The sequence below is a fragment of the Halorubrum persicum genome, assembly GCF_002727125.1.
Classification (GTDB): Archaea; Halobacteriota; Halobacteria; order Halobacteriales; family Haloferacaceae; genus Halorubrum; species Halorubrum persicum.
Genome location: NZ_NHOA01000053.1, coordinates 1 through 14627, shown reverse-complemented (window position 1 = coordinate 14627; position 14627 = coordinate 1). Strand labels below are relative to the sequence as shown.

The following is a 14627-nucleotide window of genomic DNA, read 5'->3' as shown; positions in this document are numbered from 1 at the left end:
TGTGCTACACAAGAGCGCTCTCTCAAGTAAGGAACAGACATAGTCGATACGGCAACGGATGGACGACCCGTTTCGGGGTTCTATGAGGAGGCGCCACCGATGTCGGACGGGCTTGATGCAGTCCTCACACAACTCAACGCTGCCGACCATATCGGAGCATACAACGATTATCGAGGGTATACGACGTTTTCGAACATGTACGCAATTTATGAGGGAATTTGATATGGATTTGAGCTAACTGTCTTTCCCTGAGTAGCAATTTGACCAATCATACATACTTAGCAATCGAATGAATCGGTCACGACCGTTCAGGGTTCATAAAAACAGCTGAGTGTAGAATTGAGTTGCGTGGTCACCACGTGGATGCTTTCGTGGTTTCGAAGCCACGAAACACCCCAGTTTCGATACATTCATACCGTCAACCGGTCGTTCCAGCTAGTCTGCGTGATTGAGAGTAGAGAAGCTTGTCCCCGAATTGTCAGCCACTCCTGTATAGCCTTTTGTGACAGACGCAATGATAATAGAACCAAGTGTATTCATAACAAGATCGACAGCCGTATCAATAGCATACTCACGAAGAGTCTATTCGTGCCAGAATGACCTGAAAATGAACTCATATACTTCAAACCCCGATCCAATAGCGATAACGATCGGGACAACCCACCAAACTGCCTCGCGAGTTACCACTTGTTTTCGGTGAGTGAGCAAGGCTAGAGCAGCGACACCAGAACCACCCATGGTGTGAGTGAGGAGATCCCACCACGACACCGAGGCATAAATGTCGAATATGAGTCCAGAAAAGTGGAGCGCAGTCACGGCACCTGACCAGAGTAAAATTCCAACCCAAACAAAAGTTACCCGCTCTTGTCGACGGATGTCTGAAACAAACCGGGTGAGAAGACGCGGAAGCCACAGATGTGGCTGCTCCGGGCACCCTCGCATTGAATGGGCAATCGACCAGGTAATCGCAGCGAGACCAGTCGAACAGACAGCAAGTATGATTCGTGATGAAAAATGTGGGAGGGCAAGCATACAGCCCAATTACGGGCTGACGACTGCAAGTGGGCTTTGATAACTACGAAACCACTTTTAGTCTATAGCCGTTTTCAGTTGTTTTATTACAACGGACAGAGCATTCCAGATCTGTATGGCCCTCCAACTCAGCCATGCGATTAGCGACGGCATTCGCCGAACAGTTTCCCGAACGGGTGGAATCCTATTTCTTGGATTTCTCGCGATCCAGTTCGGGCTTCAAATAAGCGCTAACAGCGCTGTGCTAGGGCTTATTCCCCCACAGGCTGCCGAACAGTTTAGCCAGGCTGCCGGGATCACGCTCCCGATTCCCGGTAGTGTCAGTGTGGTTCTGTTCGTCTCGCTCATGATTTTGAGTGCGACGTATTTTGTTATCCTCTCGCGAACGTTTGCGCAATCGCCGAGCGAGATGTCTCGATTCCCTGCGTCGCTGAGTCAACAGCTCGGACAGACCACTATTTTCGCGCTTGTTGGGGGCCTGATCATCACTGTCTCGATTATGTTCGGAACCGTTCTCTTGATTTTTCCAGGCTTATTCCTCGCAGCTTCGTTCTTGTTTTTTATTTTTGCTGTCGCTGTCGAAGAACGGGGAATCATCAGCAGCCTCAAGCGGAGCTGGGACCTGGCTCGTGGATCTCGGCTTAAACTCGGCATCCTCGTTGTTATGTCTGCGATCTTTGGGGGTGTCATCGGTACTATCACGCCATTGTTGACTCTTGCTGGCCTCCCAATCGTAGCCGATGTTGTGACGGTCGTCCTTACAGCGGCATTTTTCGTGCCGTACTACGCGACCATCGCATCGGCATACCTCCAGCTACGAGATCAAGAGGACGACCAGAACCACCCGGAACAAAATCCGGTTGATGTCTCACAGACACCTAAGTCAATCTGAGACTGTCAATTCGACACTCAAGCGGAAGTATGGTGCGTTCGTCCGCTCACAGCGCTGGTGGAAACAGTTCCGTGAACTCACCATCGCCTGTCTCATTCATAATGTAGACCGATCACTCTAAGCGGTCAATACAGGGGACTCATACACCAGATTAGAAGAAATATTTTGCTATCAGAGCTATTGTTTGATGGGTGAGATGATGAAGAACACGAACCCCAGTCCGATACCAGTACCAATTGCGCGATGAAATTCAACTGGGCCAGAAAAGAATAATGCTTGAACGAAGAGTGAGGCTAAAGCTCCAACAAAGAATCCAAAGAGAGCATTCTGGCGAGAAGACAAATGGTAGTTATTCACATTTAGTTTCAAACGAGATCAAATAATAAATATTTGTTCTCCGAGTTTTAATTTTTAATCCGCCCCGCAATACGCAGTTCTCATCAACCGGATGTTTCAGGCGAAGATCTGTCTGAAGAAGAGGATTTCAACAGAACCGCTTAGAGCTATACGGCGTCCCTCCTAATCATGGCAATATTTTTGCCTATCTGGTGGGAGATAGCTCGTGTATGCCTTCTCGTGGGTCAATACTCCTTGAGGAGATGGTATGGCCAGAGGTTGAATCGGCTCTCAAAAACGGCACACGGACCGCGATAATCTCCGTTGGCTCGATCGAACAGCACGGCCCCCATCTACCGCTGAACATGGACACACTGGACGGTGACGAACTCTCCCGACGTATCGCAGAGACACTGGGAGATGCGCTTGCTGCGCCGACAATTCGGCCCGGTTGCTCGGGTCACCACATGGAGTTCCCTGGGACGATTACAATCCCGCCTGAGACACTGATGGATGTGATCCGGGGATACTGCCGGTCACTCGATGAACACGGCTTCGAGGAAATCGTCTTAGTCCCGACGCACGGCGGAAATTTCGCCCCGGTCAAAACTGTCGCACCTGATGTCGGTCGAGAAATTGACGCGACAGTAATTCCACTCGCGAACCTCGATGAGCACATGCGATTACTGAACGACGGCCTGAGCGAGGCGGGGATCGATTACGAGCAGGATGTGATCCACGCTGGGGCAGCCGAGACAGCGGTGGTGTTAGCGATAAATGAGAATCTCGTCAGGATGGAGAACATTGAATCCGGTACTGAAGGGCCAATCTCGACTAGTCGTCTTCTCAGTGAAGGATTCAAATCAATCACCGAAAACGGTGTACTTGGAGATCCGACTAAAGCGACCGCTGAGGCTGGCGAAACAATCATACAGAAAGTGGTGAACACCTACGCTGACCACATCGAGACCGAACGCCGGTCAGTCTAACCGGTGACCTGTATTCAGATTTGGTCGGCAATACGCACTCTTCAGCGACCGGCTGTTTCGTGCGAGGATCTATCTGAAGAATAGGATTTCAACAGAGCCGTCACTATCGGATTCACTTGGGATCTTAGGACATCAACCGCGAACCGTGACGACGACTGATATTTTTCGTACTGTATTTTTGCCGCAAGTGCTGAACTCATTCACTACTATCTCTAGCTTAGAGCGGTTGAAACAGCAGACAAGAGTTGAGAGGTAAAGTATTGTGAGAATGTCACAAAGAGATGCAGATAGGTTCTGAGTCGCTCGCCGGCGTCGACGACGGCGCCGGTCGGCTGGAACCAGCCACTATGGCACAACCCCCTACGCAAGCAGACGGCGGTAGTAGCACAGATCCCCAGCCGGCGCTGGAGGACGCGGCGATCGTCATCCACCCGGACGGGTACGAACTGATCGAGGTCGGCGACACGGAGCCGACCGACTCCGAAGCGGTCCAACGGCAGATCGACGCGCTGCCCGACGATCCCGGCGGCGCGGCGTTCAACGCTGCCGCACACCCGGACCATCCGTCGGTGGAGATGGTTGATGACGCCTACCCGTTCGACGTGGCTGCGACGCTCCGGCTCGCACACGTCGATTCCGGGCGCTTCGACGTGCTGGGCGACGACCAACTCGTCCGGCGCGTGAACCGCGAGCGCGAGTCTCTGACGTGGTTCTACGAGGGCTTAGGCGACGGCGTCGACGAAGCGGTCGTGCAGTACCACGAGATAGACGACTTCGAGAAGACGCCGATCGAGCGGTCGAAGGCGCTCGCGTCGATCGCGTCGGCGAAGGTGGACGTGGCACTCGCTGACCGGGAGGAACTGGAGCGGCGTCGCGAGCGCGGTAACGCCGTGACGGACGGCGGCGAAGAATCCGACCCGCGGATCGCCGACACGCTCGACGAGACGTGTCACGATCTGCAAGAAATCGCCGATCGCGTCGACGACGGTGAGGCGGAGAACCACCTCCAACTCGCAATCTCGCACCTCGAACACGTCGCTCGCTGGGACCGCGAAGAGCGTGGCGAGACGCCGACTGACAAGCTTCGCGACCTCGTGACTGACGGTTGCTCCAACCCCGACGATCCCGAGGTTCACTCCGAGGGCGATCAGATCGTCGCAACGGCGAACGGCGGCGCCGTCAAGGCCGAGTGGGAGACGATGAAGCGGCTCGCGAAGGACATTCTCACGGAGGCCGACCGACCACAAGACCGACCTCCAGAAGGCGAAGGAGATGGCGTCTGGCGTCCACATTCGCCTCTCGTGTGAGAACTGCGGCATCGAGGACGAAGTAGAGTACGCCCGTGATCTGGCCGAAACGCCGGAGGGGCACATCGCTCATCCGGACTTCGACTGCACGCTCGATGACGTGTCGGTCGAGGCGTTCTGCCCGCGCCACGGGACAGTTTCACTCTCCTACGACGAGTGTGACTCCTGCGTGAGCGACCGAGCAATGATGAACCGATGACGGGTGAGCAATCTGTCCCGGAGCAGATCCGGGAGACGATCGAGGCGAGCGACTACCCCGAACTGACCGTTCGCGAGGTCACTCAGCACACGGGCCTCACCGAGCAGCAGGTTTACTCGGCCGCTGGATCGATGGCTCGGCTGGAACTGGACCGCCGCGTGGGCGTCGTTCGACTCCCCGAGGACGACGGCGGGGAGTTCGTCTCGTTCGAACCGCTGATCGGTCCGGTCGGCGAAGTCGACCTCTCCGGCTACGACTGGGCGATCGTCGGTGGCGAATCTGGTGACGGCTACCGAGACATGGAACACGAGTGGGCGCGGTCCATCCGCGACCAGTGTCGACGCGACGATGTTCGGTTCTTCTTCAAGCAGAGCGCTGGTCGGCATCCCGAGACAGGGACCGACCTCACCGTGGAACACGAGACGCACGGCGTCTACGTCAGAAGACGATCCGTGAACTGCCCGAGCCGCACCCGGTGGTTCGAGACGCGCGCGAGCACCTGGAGGCCGAAGCATGACTGATACCGAAAGCGATACCGCCGACGAACAGGACGAAAAGGCGCTCGAAGACGTGTACCGCGAGCGCAACCTGCTGGCGTGTGCGCTCGCCGTTGCGACCGACGCGCCGTCGGGGCGGAAGCCGGCGCCGGACGCCGGCGACGAGTGGGCGATCGTCTGGATCGAGACGCCGATGGGGCAGGTCTCGTGGCATGTACCAGCCGACCTCGCCGAGTCGATCGGGACGATGCAACGCGACAGTGACTACAGCGGCTACTCGCGCGAGCAGAAGAACGACGTGCTGGCCTCGTGAGCCGAAGAGGGGTGTTGGTGCTGATGTCCCGGAGTGACGACACGCCAGCGGCTGACCCGGACCTCGACGCCTTCCGGTTCGAATGCTCCCGGCGCGACTGTTCGACGATCTTCGCCGGCGACGAGCTGCCGTCGATCGCGAAGCGAGGCGCCCGCCACCTGAATCGCGAACACGGCGACTCGTTCAGCACGTACGAGCAGTTCGACACGATCGAGCGTGGTGGGCACCGTATTCAGGGCAACGAGTGGACGGTCACGCGGATTTCGCAGTACGTCACCGCGTTCGACGTGATGGAGCGGATCGGGCTGGTGGACGGTCTCCTCGTGCCCGCCGACCAGGACGAAATGTGTTCGCAGTGTCTCCGGGTCATCCGGGACTCCGACGCGCGGGTCGACCTCGACGAGACGGAGCGCGTCGACCCAGACACGCCCGACGACTGGTGGTGCGAGTGGTGTGTCGCCGAGCGAGAGATCGAGGCGAAAGCGGCCGCGAACGCCTCGCTCAACGCGTTTCGGTTCACGGAGGAGACCGATGACTGACCCCGAGGCGGGGTCGCTTCCCCGTGACGACGTGACGGTTGGGACGATCTGCGAGTACACCTAAAGGCGCACGGATACGACGACGGCGAAGAACCTTGATTCTCAACGGGTAACGCGGCCTACTCTTCTACGTCGTCCAACCCGACGCCGTCCAGAACGTGCCCGTCGTGATACCCCTCTTCGGCGAGCCCGCGATCGCGGAGCGCGTCGACGTGGCGATCGAGAGCGATCGCGACCGCGTCGTCGCCGAGCTCCCATTCGTACCCGTCGTGAGGAACCACACCCACGTCACCGCGGAAAAACTCCGCCGGCGTCCGGTCGTGGGTGTTCACGTAGGGTGTAGATGAGCCCGCCGAACCCGTCTTTCAGCCACCGGTGAGGTGGGTGCTCGCTCTCTGGATCCATGCCGTCGTCGCGCATGGCCGGCGCGATCGTCGACCAGTACTCCTCGACGAGCTGATCGATCGAGAGCGCGCTCCAGCGCACGTCGCCGTCGGAGTTGCTCACACCGACTCCCCCGCGTCCATACTGTCGTCGTGCTCAGCCGGCACGGTATCGTTTTCGGTACCGTGGGCGGTATCGGTATCGGTACCGATTTCGATACCGATACCGGTATCACAGACTTGTGCGGGTTTCACGCGCTCTCGAACGTACTCAGGGGCGTCCCGCGTCGGGACAATACGCGACCGGTAGATCGTCGTGCTGTCGTCGCCCCGACCGATATCGAGGTCGGCGAGAGACTGTTCGAGGATCCGCCGCGGGGCGGTCTCGTGCGTCCACCTGGCAGACGGATAGGTGTACCAGCGGTGGTACGCAGACTCGTCATCTGCGGTGTCGTCGTACGCGAGCCACCACTCGTGATCGGCCGGGAGACCGAAGTAGATCGCGACAGTTCCCCGCGCCGCAGCGAGAGCATCGAGCCACGCGCCGGCGTCGATCGCGTCGTTCGTCCGGCGGCCAGCGAGCACGTCGGCGACGGGCTTCGTCGCGGACGACGGTGCGAACGGCGAGCCCTCACACTCGACCAGGAGGCGATAGGCGGACGGCCCGGCGGTACGACGCGTCTCCATCAACCGAGCACCCCGTGGAGCGCGAGCGCGTTCGTCAGCGCCGCCAGCGACGTAAGCAGTGACCCGAAGGCAACGACGCCCGCCGCGGCCGTCCGCGACCACTCGCGGAGGATCAGGACTGCCGTTGCGACCACCGCGAGTGCGCCGAGTTTGAACGCGGCGAAGCCGGCGAACCCGAACTGGTGGATGGCCGCCTTGATGACGGGGTTGTCCTCGGTGAACCCGGCGGTGAGCCCGAACTGCGTCGTCACGAAGTCGAGGAGCGACGCGATCACGAGGAGCGTCCACGCGGCCGCCGCGAGCATGACGTCGCGCTGATCGGCGTCGAAATCGACCCACTGACGGCCGATCTGACCGCCCGAACCCCAGCCGTAGCTACTCGACATGGCGCTCCTCCAAGGTGGATTCGGCGGTATCGGTCGAATCGCCCTGTTCGGTCGGCCCGAGCACGGTGAAGTGTGGAAGCGCACCGACCAGCGGTCGGCTGTCGGCGCGATCGAGGAGGTCCGTCGCAACCTCTCGATGCCCGTCCAACCGCGCGCCTTCGAGCCGGGCGATCACGTCGTCCTTCCCATCGAGCGGGACAAAGTGGATCACGTCGGTCGTCTCGGGGTCGAATGCTTCCCAGCCCTCGGGGATCGACCGGTGGCCGATCGCGTCGGCGTACTCGCTGATCGACCGTGGCCCGCGAACAACGATGACCCACGCGTCGGCGTCGTTGCAGGTGAGACATGAACCTCGACGCGCCCGACGAGTACGAAGACTGGCCGTTCGAGGCACGGGCTTTCGTCCTCGCTGAGGCGAACACAGCCACCGACCTCCGGCGAGAGATCGACTCGCTCGCCGGGTTGGAACACGACACAACGATGGACACGCACCAGTCGTTCACGAACGACGAGCTTGCCCAGTTGGTGATGGCGCTCGGCAGCCCCCAGGAGAGTGAGGGCCTATGAGCGATACCGACGATCGCGGACCGTCATTCAGCGCCACGCGGCCGAACTCGACGCCGAAGACCTGCGTGATATCGCCGCCGATCTTGAGCCGACAGCGAACAAATGGGTGGAATTGATGTCTAGCTCTTCATTGACACCGCCACCATCCTGCGTTCAGGTGCCCTTATCTGCTGACACCACAACGCTACCTTCGGTCCCCGAACAGCGCGACTCGGAGCGCTTTCTCCGGCTTACCCTCTTCCAGCAACCCTCGCACAGTTTTTTTTCGTCCTTCGGGTATCAGGCCATGAGCCAACAATTCACGGGTAACCTGAGCGGACTCCTCTCGAAAGAAATCCACCTCTCCGGACACTCGGTTGGTATTGTCTCTCATACGTTAGTCTATACACATATTCTATTACGCAACTGTGATAAGAGTATGTGCTTAATATGTCTAGAATTGTATTTATATGCCATTGGTTTTATTTTAGGTTTCATAGAAGGCGCTGCTGTATCGCAGCTTTCGGGGGTGAGCCGTGTGTCAATTGAAAGAATAGCTACCCGACCCGATGCGAGCAACTTTTTTCACCAACCGATATTCGATAGCAATGGCATCGGACAAAGTAGCCGATTCAACTGTGGTGGTTACGCTGGTGCCGTGGGTGTGTGAAAGATCCATTCGCGGCACGAAGAGGTTCAGGAAGCGGTATACTCGGACCGGGAGAGGACGCCAATCAGGCGTCGAGAACGGCGGCATAAACTCGACCAGCTTCGGGCGTACGACCTCGTCGAACGTGGGTGGCTTGACCACCGGTGGTTGTACTCTGTCATCGACGAAGCCCCCGACGCTCCGAATCTTGTAGACATCAACCTATCCACACACGTTGTGTAGTGATTTTTGGTTGTCGTTTCCATGGGGAAATGTTACACAAAAGATAATATAGTTCAAAAGAAATATAAATGACAATCAGTCGGTAGTAGTATATGCAGATCGAATTGGGTTGTTCGTGTGGGACAGCAGTCGAGGCAGTATCAGAAAACGGTCAAGTGCTTACCGAGTGGGTCACATGTCCTGATTGTGAATCGAAGTACAGCGTCACGATTACACAGACTCACGTTCCTGAGGACCGGCACCTCGTCTGATCGCACCACGGTCGTCTCATTCCTGTCGCCCCCACTCCGGAAGTGAGGCCCCATTTTACCCTTCATCGGCTCTGTTGAAATCCTATTCTTCAGACACATTGCCGTCTGAAACGGCTGGTCGCTGAGTACTGCATACGGAACAACTTAGACTCCTTGTTTCCGAGTAGAAGAACTGAGCCAGTATATCTCGAATAAGAAAATTTATTCAGATACTGCTTCTGCCTCCGCTTATGACAACTGCCCTCCAAGCAGATGCCGGTAGCACATCAACGATGGCATGGTCCATCTTTACGGGAATTTATATGTTCATTGTCGGAGTCACCTTATCATCGAACCTCTACTCTATACTGTCGGTGTTCGCAGAGGTAATTGGCCTCCACGTTACGAACTTTAGCATCGTCTTTGCGTCTCCAGCGTTTGTCTTCGGGGCAGGGGCGTGGTGGGGAGTCGTGGAACGACGAGATGCTGGATTGTATCGCCACGGAGTGATCGTCGGTGGTGCTACGGCCCTACTCACAGGTCTGGTGTGGACGATTGTGTTCGTGGCTATTTGGGAAGTTGAGATGCTGATTGTCCCGATGAACGCGTTCCTCATAGCACTTGTACTGTGTATAGCCGTCCTTGTGGGTGGTCTAGCGGGCCTCCCGCTAATGTTCGTACGTCACCAAGTGAACGAGATCTGGTAGAGTAACTAATCTCCAAGAGCTAGAGAAGGATGTCCGTAGAACCACGCGGAGGGCTGTGTTGAATCGCTGTAAGGCGTAGAGATTCACTGTTTGACGAAGCGTTTGATGTTATAGACGACACACATCAGCGCGATCTCGCGGAACTCACGAAACCACGAGCACGCTCGCACGGCGAAGCCGAGCGAGCGCTTGACAGCAGAGTTCACGGTTTCGGTCATAGGATCGCCGAGGCCGTGTACGGATCGGAGAGATACCCCTCGGTGTACTCTTCGTCGCGGGCCCACGCCAGCCAGCGAGCGATCAACTCCTCAGTCTCGGAGAATTCGAAGCGTTCGAGCGAGCGGTCCTTGGCGACCAGCCGCGACGACAGCGTCTCCCGCAGCTCGTCGAGTCGGTCGCCTGCCTCGGGCGTGCCGAAGAGGAAGAGGATGAACGCTGGCCTGGTCTCGCCGAGATCGCCGATGCTCTGAAGCCCGGCGAGCAACTGCTCGAAGGTACGCGTGTTCCGGGCCGCGTCCTCAAGTTGATCCACCTGAACGATACACGTGAGGTCTGCCGCCTCCAACTGCTCGACGACATCCTCAACCACCTGGCGGACCTCGTCGGTCGCTCGTGGATAGGTCTCGGGGATGTCGAGCTCATCGTACGCATCGAGTTCGTCGAGCAGCCGCGTGTAGAGTCGGCGTGTGGTGATGCTCTCAACCTCGCGGATGCGGGCGATGGCAAACTCGTCGCTGCGTGGGCCCTCGCTCAGCGCGTCGTACACGAGCTCTCGGAAGTGTGTCTTCCCAGCACCTCGCTTGTCGATCACCGAGACGTGCCCGGCGCGGGTGAGGATGTGCGAGGCAACCTCCTGAAGCAGGTCATCGTTGACTCGGACGGCAACTCGCGTGTCAGGGAGTGATTCCGCCGCGAACGGTGTGCGGTCCTCGATGAACCCTAACTGCTCGGCATACCGAGCATGGGATTCTTCGGCGTCATTGAGTGCTGCCGTGGATTGATCATCTATAATACATTTATGTCTGAAGATATCCCTAACCTTAAGATTAAGTCAGACGCTCATCGAGGGAGGCTGAAGTTGTTGTCGGGTGCTTGTATAGTAGAATCTGGAAGTCTTTGCGGGTCCACCGGCCGGAAACGGTCATATCACGCCAACTCTCAGTAATACAGAGACAGTTGTGAGTAGATACTTCTACGCCAAGCCATCTCTAAGAACGTCCAATCAGCTAAGTCGAAGCTGTAAGTCAGATCCGGCACCCAAATTTTCATACTCACCTGATAGAGGTGGATGTGAGTTAGGGAGAGCCGTTCAGGGAGGCGGCTGTCGACAGGTCGGTCACACCCGATTCGTCGGTACCCACGTTGTTCTGCCCTATCGAACAGCATGGCTACTGCCCCCGCCGTGACCACGGATCTCCCCCCGAGTGCGAAGTACGTTACGTACGTGTTGAAAGACACTGGCCCGATGCCGATTCGAGCTCTTGCCGAGCAGACCGGGCTTCCAAGACGATCCGTTCAGCGTGTAAGTGAGCGGCCCGCTGAGAAGGGGTTTGTAGAACGCCAGCGAGACCCCGGCTCACCGGGGCGGTATATCGTCGTGCCAACGACATCGACGTCAGAGACGGCGCCGAGTGAGTCCTCCCAGTAATCACAATCCAACATGCCTACGCTCCTCATTCTCGACGTCGACATTCCTCCGAATGCGCGGTTCATCGCGTTCGTCCTCGAGGACAAGGGCCCACTGTCCACGCCCAAGATCGTCGACGAGACCACACTCTCCAAATCGACTGTTCACAGCGTAGTGACGGACCTCGCCGAGGCCGGATTCGTTGAGAAACGCACCGACCCCGCCAGACCCAACGGCCAGCTCGTGGTCCCAGTAGACAGTGAGGAGAGTGGATAGCGTGTGCGAAATGCGCTCGTGTCGGTAGGATTACTCTCCGTAATCCACATCATTCGGGTATGGCAACTGCGTCATCTGGCTCGTCGCACCCACCGAGCGCCAAGTTCATCCTCCACATTCGTCAGCTTCAGTTTGACATTAGTAAACCATCTGATTATTTTGGCGGTGTCTTCCCCAATTGGTGAATTATCAATAAAATATAATTTTCTATTTCGGGTACGTACTTTGGGGGGACTTCTCTGTGGGGTTTTGAATGCGAACCTGACGACACTTGCAATGGGAATTTCCCCACACAGCCGGTCGGCAGCCTCGGGGGCGTTCAATAGTCTCCGGTTCACCGGCGGCGCATTCGCGCCAATTACGGCGGGCTATCTCGGCCAGGTGTACGGCGCGACAGTGCCGTTCTTGATCGGTGCAGGTGCTGTCGGTCTTGGACTCGTCGTGCTCTTGGGCCGGTTCGGAGAATTCGGCTTCGCTGAACCGGAGCCAACGCATTAGTTAGGGTTCTTGTACCGTCGAAACGGAGAGGTTCCGAGATAACCTACAGTTTCTCGGCTTTGTTGAAATTATCTACAGGAGACAGTTCCACACCCTCAATCGCTCAGTATAGAGGATTTACGTTGAACCACTGCCGAATGTCTTGTTCAACACGGGGGTGATAACTACGAATCCGATGAAGATTACAGTAACGTAGGTGAGATATTCGACACCAATCGTGACTGGGTCAGCAACATCGCCAGTATAGATGTTGTAGAGCGTAAATATGGTCGCAGCAACTACAGCATTTGGGAGGTGAGCGGAGACCAAATTTCCGAACTGCATAAACGATACTGTTTAACGAGTCTTCAAATTCGTATCGGTTAGGACATGGTTGCCAGATACCGAAGACGATCAATACGCAGTTCTCATCGACCGGCTGTTTCAGGCGAAAATCTGTCTGGAAAAGAGTATTTCACCTATAGAAACGCTGCTAGCCGATCAAATCACGTCTAGTGACAAAATGATTACGACGTCGGGGGATCCGTTGTGCTCACAACCGGCAGGCGGTCGGAACGTGTCTACGGTGCGGTCGCTGTCTGGCGATAGCTGGCGCTCATGGAGGGCCTCGGCCGCCCACTGAGGGCCGCCGGACCGGCGGCCCTCAGATCCCTCGTCTATGCGGTCACACCCGGTGGATCATACGCTTCTCCCCGATCAAGCATGTGGTAGATCGACACCAGCATCTTCCGAGCTGCCGCCACGATTGCTTTCTGTGAGTTCTTCCGGCTTGCTAACCGGTCGTAAAACCGACTGAGATACTCGTCGTTACAGGTATGAACTGCGGTGTTTGCTGCTTGGACGAGCAGCCATCGTACACGCCCTGATCCACGTTTCGAGATGACCCCTTCGATCCGCGAGTCGCCTGACTCGCGGATCACCGGGTTCAATCCCACGTAACTGACGACCTGCTTGTCACCGTCAAACCGGTCGATCCCACCTAACTCCGCGTAGATCGTCAGCGCCGTGTAGTAGCTCACCCCGGGGATCGTCATCAGCAGCTGGGTCTCCTTCAGAGACCCAGCGCGCTGTTCAATCGTCTCATCGAGCTTCTGAATCTCTTCGGTGAGCGACTCGATCAGGTCGAGGTACGACTCAAGCAACGCGTCGAACGGTGTCGGGATCGAGAGTCCCCGCAGGGACTCTCATCCCTCCACGGTTAGCGGTTTCACGTCCTCAGTGATGCCATGATCGGAGAGGAGTCCATGGACCTTGTTGGCGTACTTGGTACGGTTTTCGACCAGAGTCTGTCGCCCGCGCACTCGTGCGCGGGCTTCCCTGACCTCTTCGGTCGGAACGTAGCTTTCAGGCACCGAGTTCAACCGTAACATCCGCGCGAGCTCTTTGGCGTCCACGCGGTCGGTTTTCTTGTCGGTGTCTGCGATCTGGTTGATGTTTTTAGGATGAGCGACAGTCACATCCAAGTGCTCGGACAGCATATCGTGGATGTGGTAGTAGTTGGAGGTCGCCTCAAGCACGGCTTGTGCGCCGGCGTACCGCTGGGCGAGGTCGTCGAGGTTCGCGTTCTCGACGCGAACCTCTTCGACGATCTCTCCAGCCTCATCCATCACTGCCACCTGTGCGTACCGTTTGTGGATGTCGATTCCGAGGTACATAGCTTGTTCAGCCGGGACGCCAGTGCGTGAAGCAGAGATTCACCTATTCGGGCTTTCCCGGATGCCGCGGGGCGCGGCATCCGGGCTGTCACGCCCATGACTCGGCTCCTTTCGCACACGGACCAGTCAACACGACGTGCTCGAAGGCACGGAATAGCGGTCGGTCTCTTGCGCCCCATTCTTGGTTCACGCTCTCCTAGGGTAGCAGTGTTTCCATCGAGTCAACACGGCACCAACTCCCACTCTCTAGTCATCAGGAGAAACTCACCTCAAGATCGTCTGTTTGAGGATCTAAGCTCCCTATCCACGCCCGTATCATTCCCATCGGTACGAGATACAACAACAATACGAGTCGTGATGTAACTTCAGCATCTATTACGATTGCGGTACCCACGACCAGAAACGTGATCGGGACAACTACATAAAAAAGCATGAGCAGCAACTCAGTAACTGGAGCAAATGCAAACTGTATCGCGTCCATAGGCGACTTATTTTGATATGATTGATCCGCAATGAAATATCGCCAAACTCGCCTCAATTGAAACAGAACGATGCCAGCAATCGCGAGTCCAACCGAGGGCGGCAGTGTCGAAATCAGTTCAGAATTGAAAAAAATTGCTGTGTTGAATAGCGATC

The 14627-nt window shown here is 56.9% G+C and carries 20 protein-coding genes and 4 pseudogenes; 14 read left to right on the top strand and 10 right to left on the bottom strand.

Annotated elements, in window-relative coordinates:
- Positions 1–1147 precede the first annotated feature (1147 nt).
- The 8 genes and pseudogenes from DJ69_RS08210 to DJ69_RS08180 all read left to right on the top strand — a co-directional run bounded on the left by DJ69_RS08210 (position 1148) and on the right by DJ69_RS08180 (position 6104).
- Entirely contained in the window at positions 1148–1924 is a 777-nt protein-coding gene (locus DJ69_RS08210) for a hypothetical protein (protein ID WP_099255176.1), read from the top strand.
- Positions 1914–2045 (top strand): annotated as a pseudogene (locus DJ69_RS08205) (IS5/IS1182 family transposase); the annotation flags it as partial. The gene DJ69_RS08210 and the pseudogene DJ69_RS08205, both read left to right, overlap by 11 nt.
- Before the next feature lie 445 nt (positions 2046–2490).
- Positions 2491–3249 carry a creatininase family protein gene (locus DJ69_RS08200; protein WP_099255175.1) on the top strand — a complete coding sequence of 253 codons (759 nt, stop codon included), beginning with the start codon at positions 2491–2493 and terminating at the stop codon, positions 3247–3249.
- A gap of 281 nt (positions 3250–3530) precedes the next feature.
- Positions 3531–4556, top strand: coding sequence for a hypothetical protein (locus DJ69_RS18645; protein WP_218962303.1), 1026 nt, complete (start codon positions 3531–3533; stop codon positions 4554–4556).
- Entirely contained in the window at positions 4522–4755 is a 234-nt protein-coding gene (locus tag DJ69_RS18640; protein ID WP_218962302.1) for a hypothetical protein, read from the top strand. The genes DJ69_RS18645 and DJ69_RS18640 overlap by 35 nt, the downstream gene beginning before the upstream one ends.
- Positions 4752–5276, top strand: coding sequence for a DUF5131 family protein (locus DJ69_RS08190; RefSeq protein WP_099255174.1), 525 nt, complete (start codon positions 4752–4754; stop codon positions 5274–5276). The genes DJ69_RS18640 and DJ69_RS08190 overlap by 4 nt, the downstream gene beginning before the upstream one ends.
- Positions 5269–5565, top strand: coding sequence for a hypothetical protein (locus tag DJ69_RS08185; protein ID WP_099255173.1), 297 nt, complete (start codon positions 5269–5271; stop codon positions 5563–5565). The genes DJ69_RS08190 and DJ69_RS08185 overlap by 8 nt, the downstream gene beginning before the upstream one ends.
- 23 nt (positions 5566–5588) lie before the next feature.
- Positions 5589–6104, top strand: coding sequence for a hypothetical protein (locus DJ69_RS08180; protein ID WP_099255172.1), 516 nt, complete (start codon positions 5589–5591; stop codon positions 6102–6104).
- A 119-nt stretch (positions 6105–6223) separates the two neighbouring features.
- Here DJ69_RS08180 and DJ69_RS18325 read toward each other — a convergent pair whose 3' ends face one another.
- From DJ69_RS18325 to DJ69_RS17865, 5 genes are read right to left on the bottom strand one after another with little or no spacing between them, the layout of a single operon-like run.
- Complete coding sequence (locus tag DJ69_RS18325; protein WP_180271764.1) at positions 6224–6385, bottom strand: hypothetical protein; 162 nt, start codon at positions 6383–6385, stop codon at positions 6224–6226.
- Between the two features lie 7 nt (positions 6386–6392).
- Positions 6393–6611 carry a hypothetical protein gene (locus DJ69_RS08175; protein WP_099255171.1) on the bottom strand — a complete coding sequence of 73 codons (219 nt, stop codon included), beginning with the start codon at positions 6609–6611 and terminating at the stop codon, positions 6393–6395.
- A complete protein-coding gene (locus tag DJ69_RS08170; protein WP_099255170.1) occupies positions 6608–7174 on the bottom strand; it encodes a hypothetical protein in 567 nt (188 codons plus the stop codon). The genes DJ69_RS08175 and DJ69_RS08170 overlap by 4 nt, the downstream gene beginning before the upstream one ends.
- Positions 7174–7560: a DUF5658 family protein gene (locus tag DJ69_RS08165; RefSeq protein ID WP_099255169.1), complete on the bottom strand. Its 387-nt coding sequence runs from the start codon at positions 7558–7560 to the stop codon at positions 7174–7176. The genes DJ69_RS08170 and DJ69_RS08165 overlap by 1 nt, the downstream gene beginning before the upstream one ends.
- Positions 7550–7771 carry a hypothetical protein gene (locus tag DJ69_RS17865; RefSeq protein WP_144050410.1) on the bottom strand — a complete coding sequence of 74 codons (222 nt, stop codon included), beginning with the start codon at positions 7769–7771 and terminating at the stop codon, positions 7550–7552. Before DJ69_RS17865 ends, DJ69_RS08165 begins: the two co-directional genes overlap by 11 nt.
- A 134-nt stretch (positions 7772–7905) precedes the next feature.
- Here DJ69_RS17865 and DJ69_RS08155 point away from each other — a divergent pair, with 134 nt between their 5' ends.
- The 3 genes from DJ69_RS08155 to DJ69_RS08150 all read left to right on the top strand — a co-directional run bounded on the left by DJ69_RS08155 (position 7906) and on the right by DJ69_RS08150 (position 9935).
- The gene (locus DJ69_RS08155; RefSeq protein WP_099255167.1) at positions 7906–8127 is read left to right on the top strand and encodes a hypothetical protein; all 222 of its coding nucleotides are present in this window, start codon (positions 7906–7908) and stop codon (positions 8125–8127) included.
- A 286-nt stretch (positions 8128–8413) separates the two neighbouring features.
- Positions 8414–8776, top strand: coding sequence for a hypothetical protein (locus DJ69_RS17860; RefSeq protein ID WP_144050409.1), 363 nt, complete (start codon positions 8414–8416; stop codon positions 8774–8776).
- Positions 8777–9479: 703 nt separating this feature from the next.
- A complete protein-coding gene (locus DJ69_RS08150; protein ID WP_099255166.1) occupies positions 9480–9935 on the top strand; it encodes a hypothetical protein in 456 nt (151 codons plus the stop codon).
- A gap of 83 nt (positions 9936–10018) precedes the next feature.
- On the opposite strand, the pseudogene DJ69_RS08145 reads toward DJ69_RS08150, so the two are convergent.
- Positions 10019–10153, bottom strand: a pseudogene (locus DJ69_RS08145) (IS5/IS1182 family transposase); the annotation flags it as partial.
- Entirely contained in the window at positions 10150–10701 is a 552-nt protein-coding gene (locus tag DJ69_RS08140) for a hypothetical protein (protein WP_218962301.1), read from the bottom strand. The pseudogene DJ69_RS08145 and the gene DJ69_RS08140, both read right to left, overlap by 4 nt.
- Before the next feature lie 618 nt (positions 10702–11319).
- Between DJ69_RS08140 and DJ69_RS19180 the strand changes: the two genes are divergently transcribed.
- The 3 genes from DJ69_RS19180 to DJ69_RS19110 are packed head-to-tail and all read left to right on the top strand — an operon-like array spanning position 11320 to position 12336.
- On the top strand, positions 11320–11583 hold the full coding sequence (locus DJ69_RS19180) for a MarR family transcriptional regulator (RefSeq protein ID WP_144050408.1): 264 nt from the start codon (positions 11320–11322) through the stop codon (positions 11581–11583).
- A 12-nt stretch (positions 11584–11595) separates the two neighbouring features.
- Positions 11596–11838 (top strand): MarR family transcriptional regulator, encoded by a 243-nt coding sequence (locus tag DJ69_RS08135; protein ID WP_099255165.1) that lies wholly within the window; start codon positions 11596–11598, stop codon positions 11836–11838.
- Between the two features lie 3 nt (positions 11839–11841).
- Positions 11842–12336 (top strand): MFS transporter, encoded by a 495-nt coding sequence (locus DJ69_RS19110; protein ID WP_343124786.1) that lies wholly within the window; start codon positions 11842–11844, stop codon positions 12334–12336.
- A gap of 117 nt (positions 12337–12453) precedes the next feature.
- On the opposite strand, the gene DJ69_RS08125 is transcribed toward DJ69_RS19110, so the two are convergent.
- From DJ69_RS08125 to DJ69_RS18635, 3 genes and pseudogenes are all read right to left on the bottom strand, one after another.
- The gene (locus DJ69_RS08125; protein WP_099255164.1) at positions 12454–12660 is read right to left on the bottom strand and encodes a hypothetical protein; all 207 of its coding nucleotides are present in this window, start codon (positions 12658–12660) and stop codon (positions 12454–12456) included.
- Between the two features lie 332 nt (positions 12661–12992).
- Positions 12993–13991: pseudogene (locus DJ69_RS08120) on the bottom strand (IS110 family transposase).
- A gap of 253 nt (positions 13992–14244) precedes the next feature.
- A pseudogene (locus DJ69_RS18635) lies at positions 14245–14627 on the bottom strand (hypothetical protein); the annotation flags it as partial.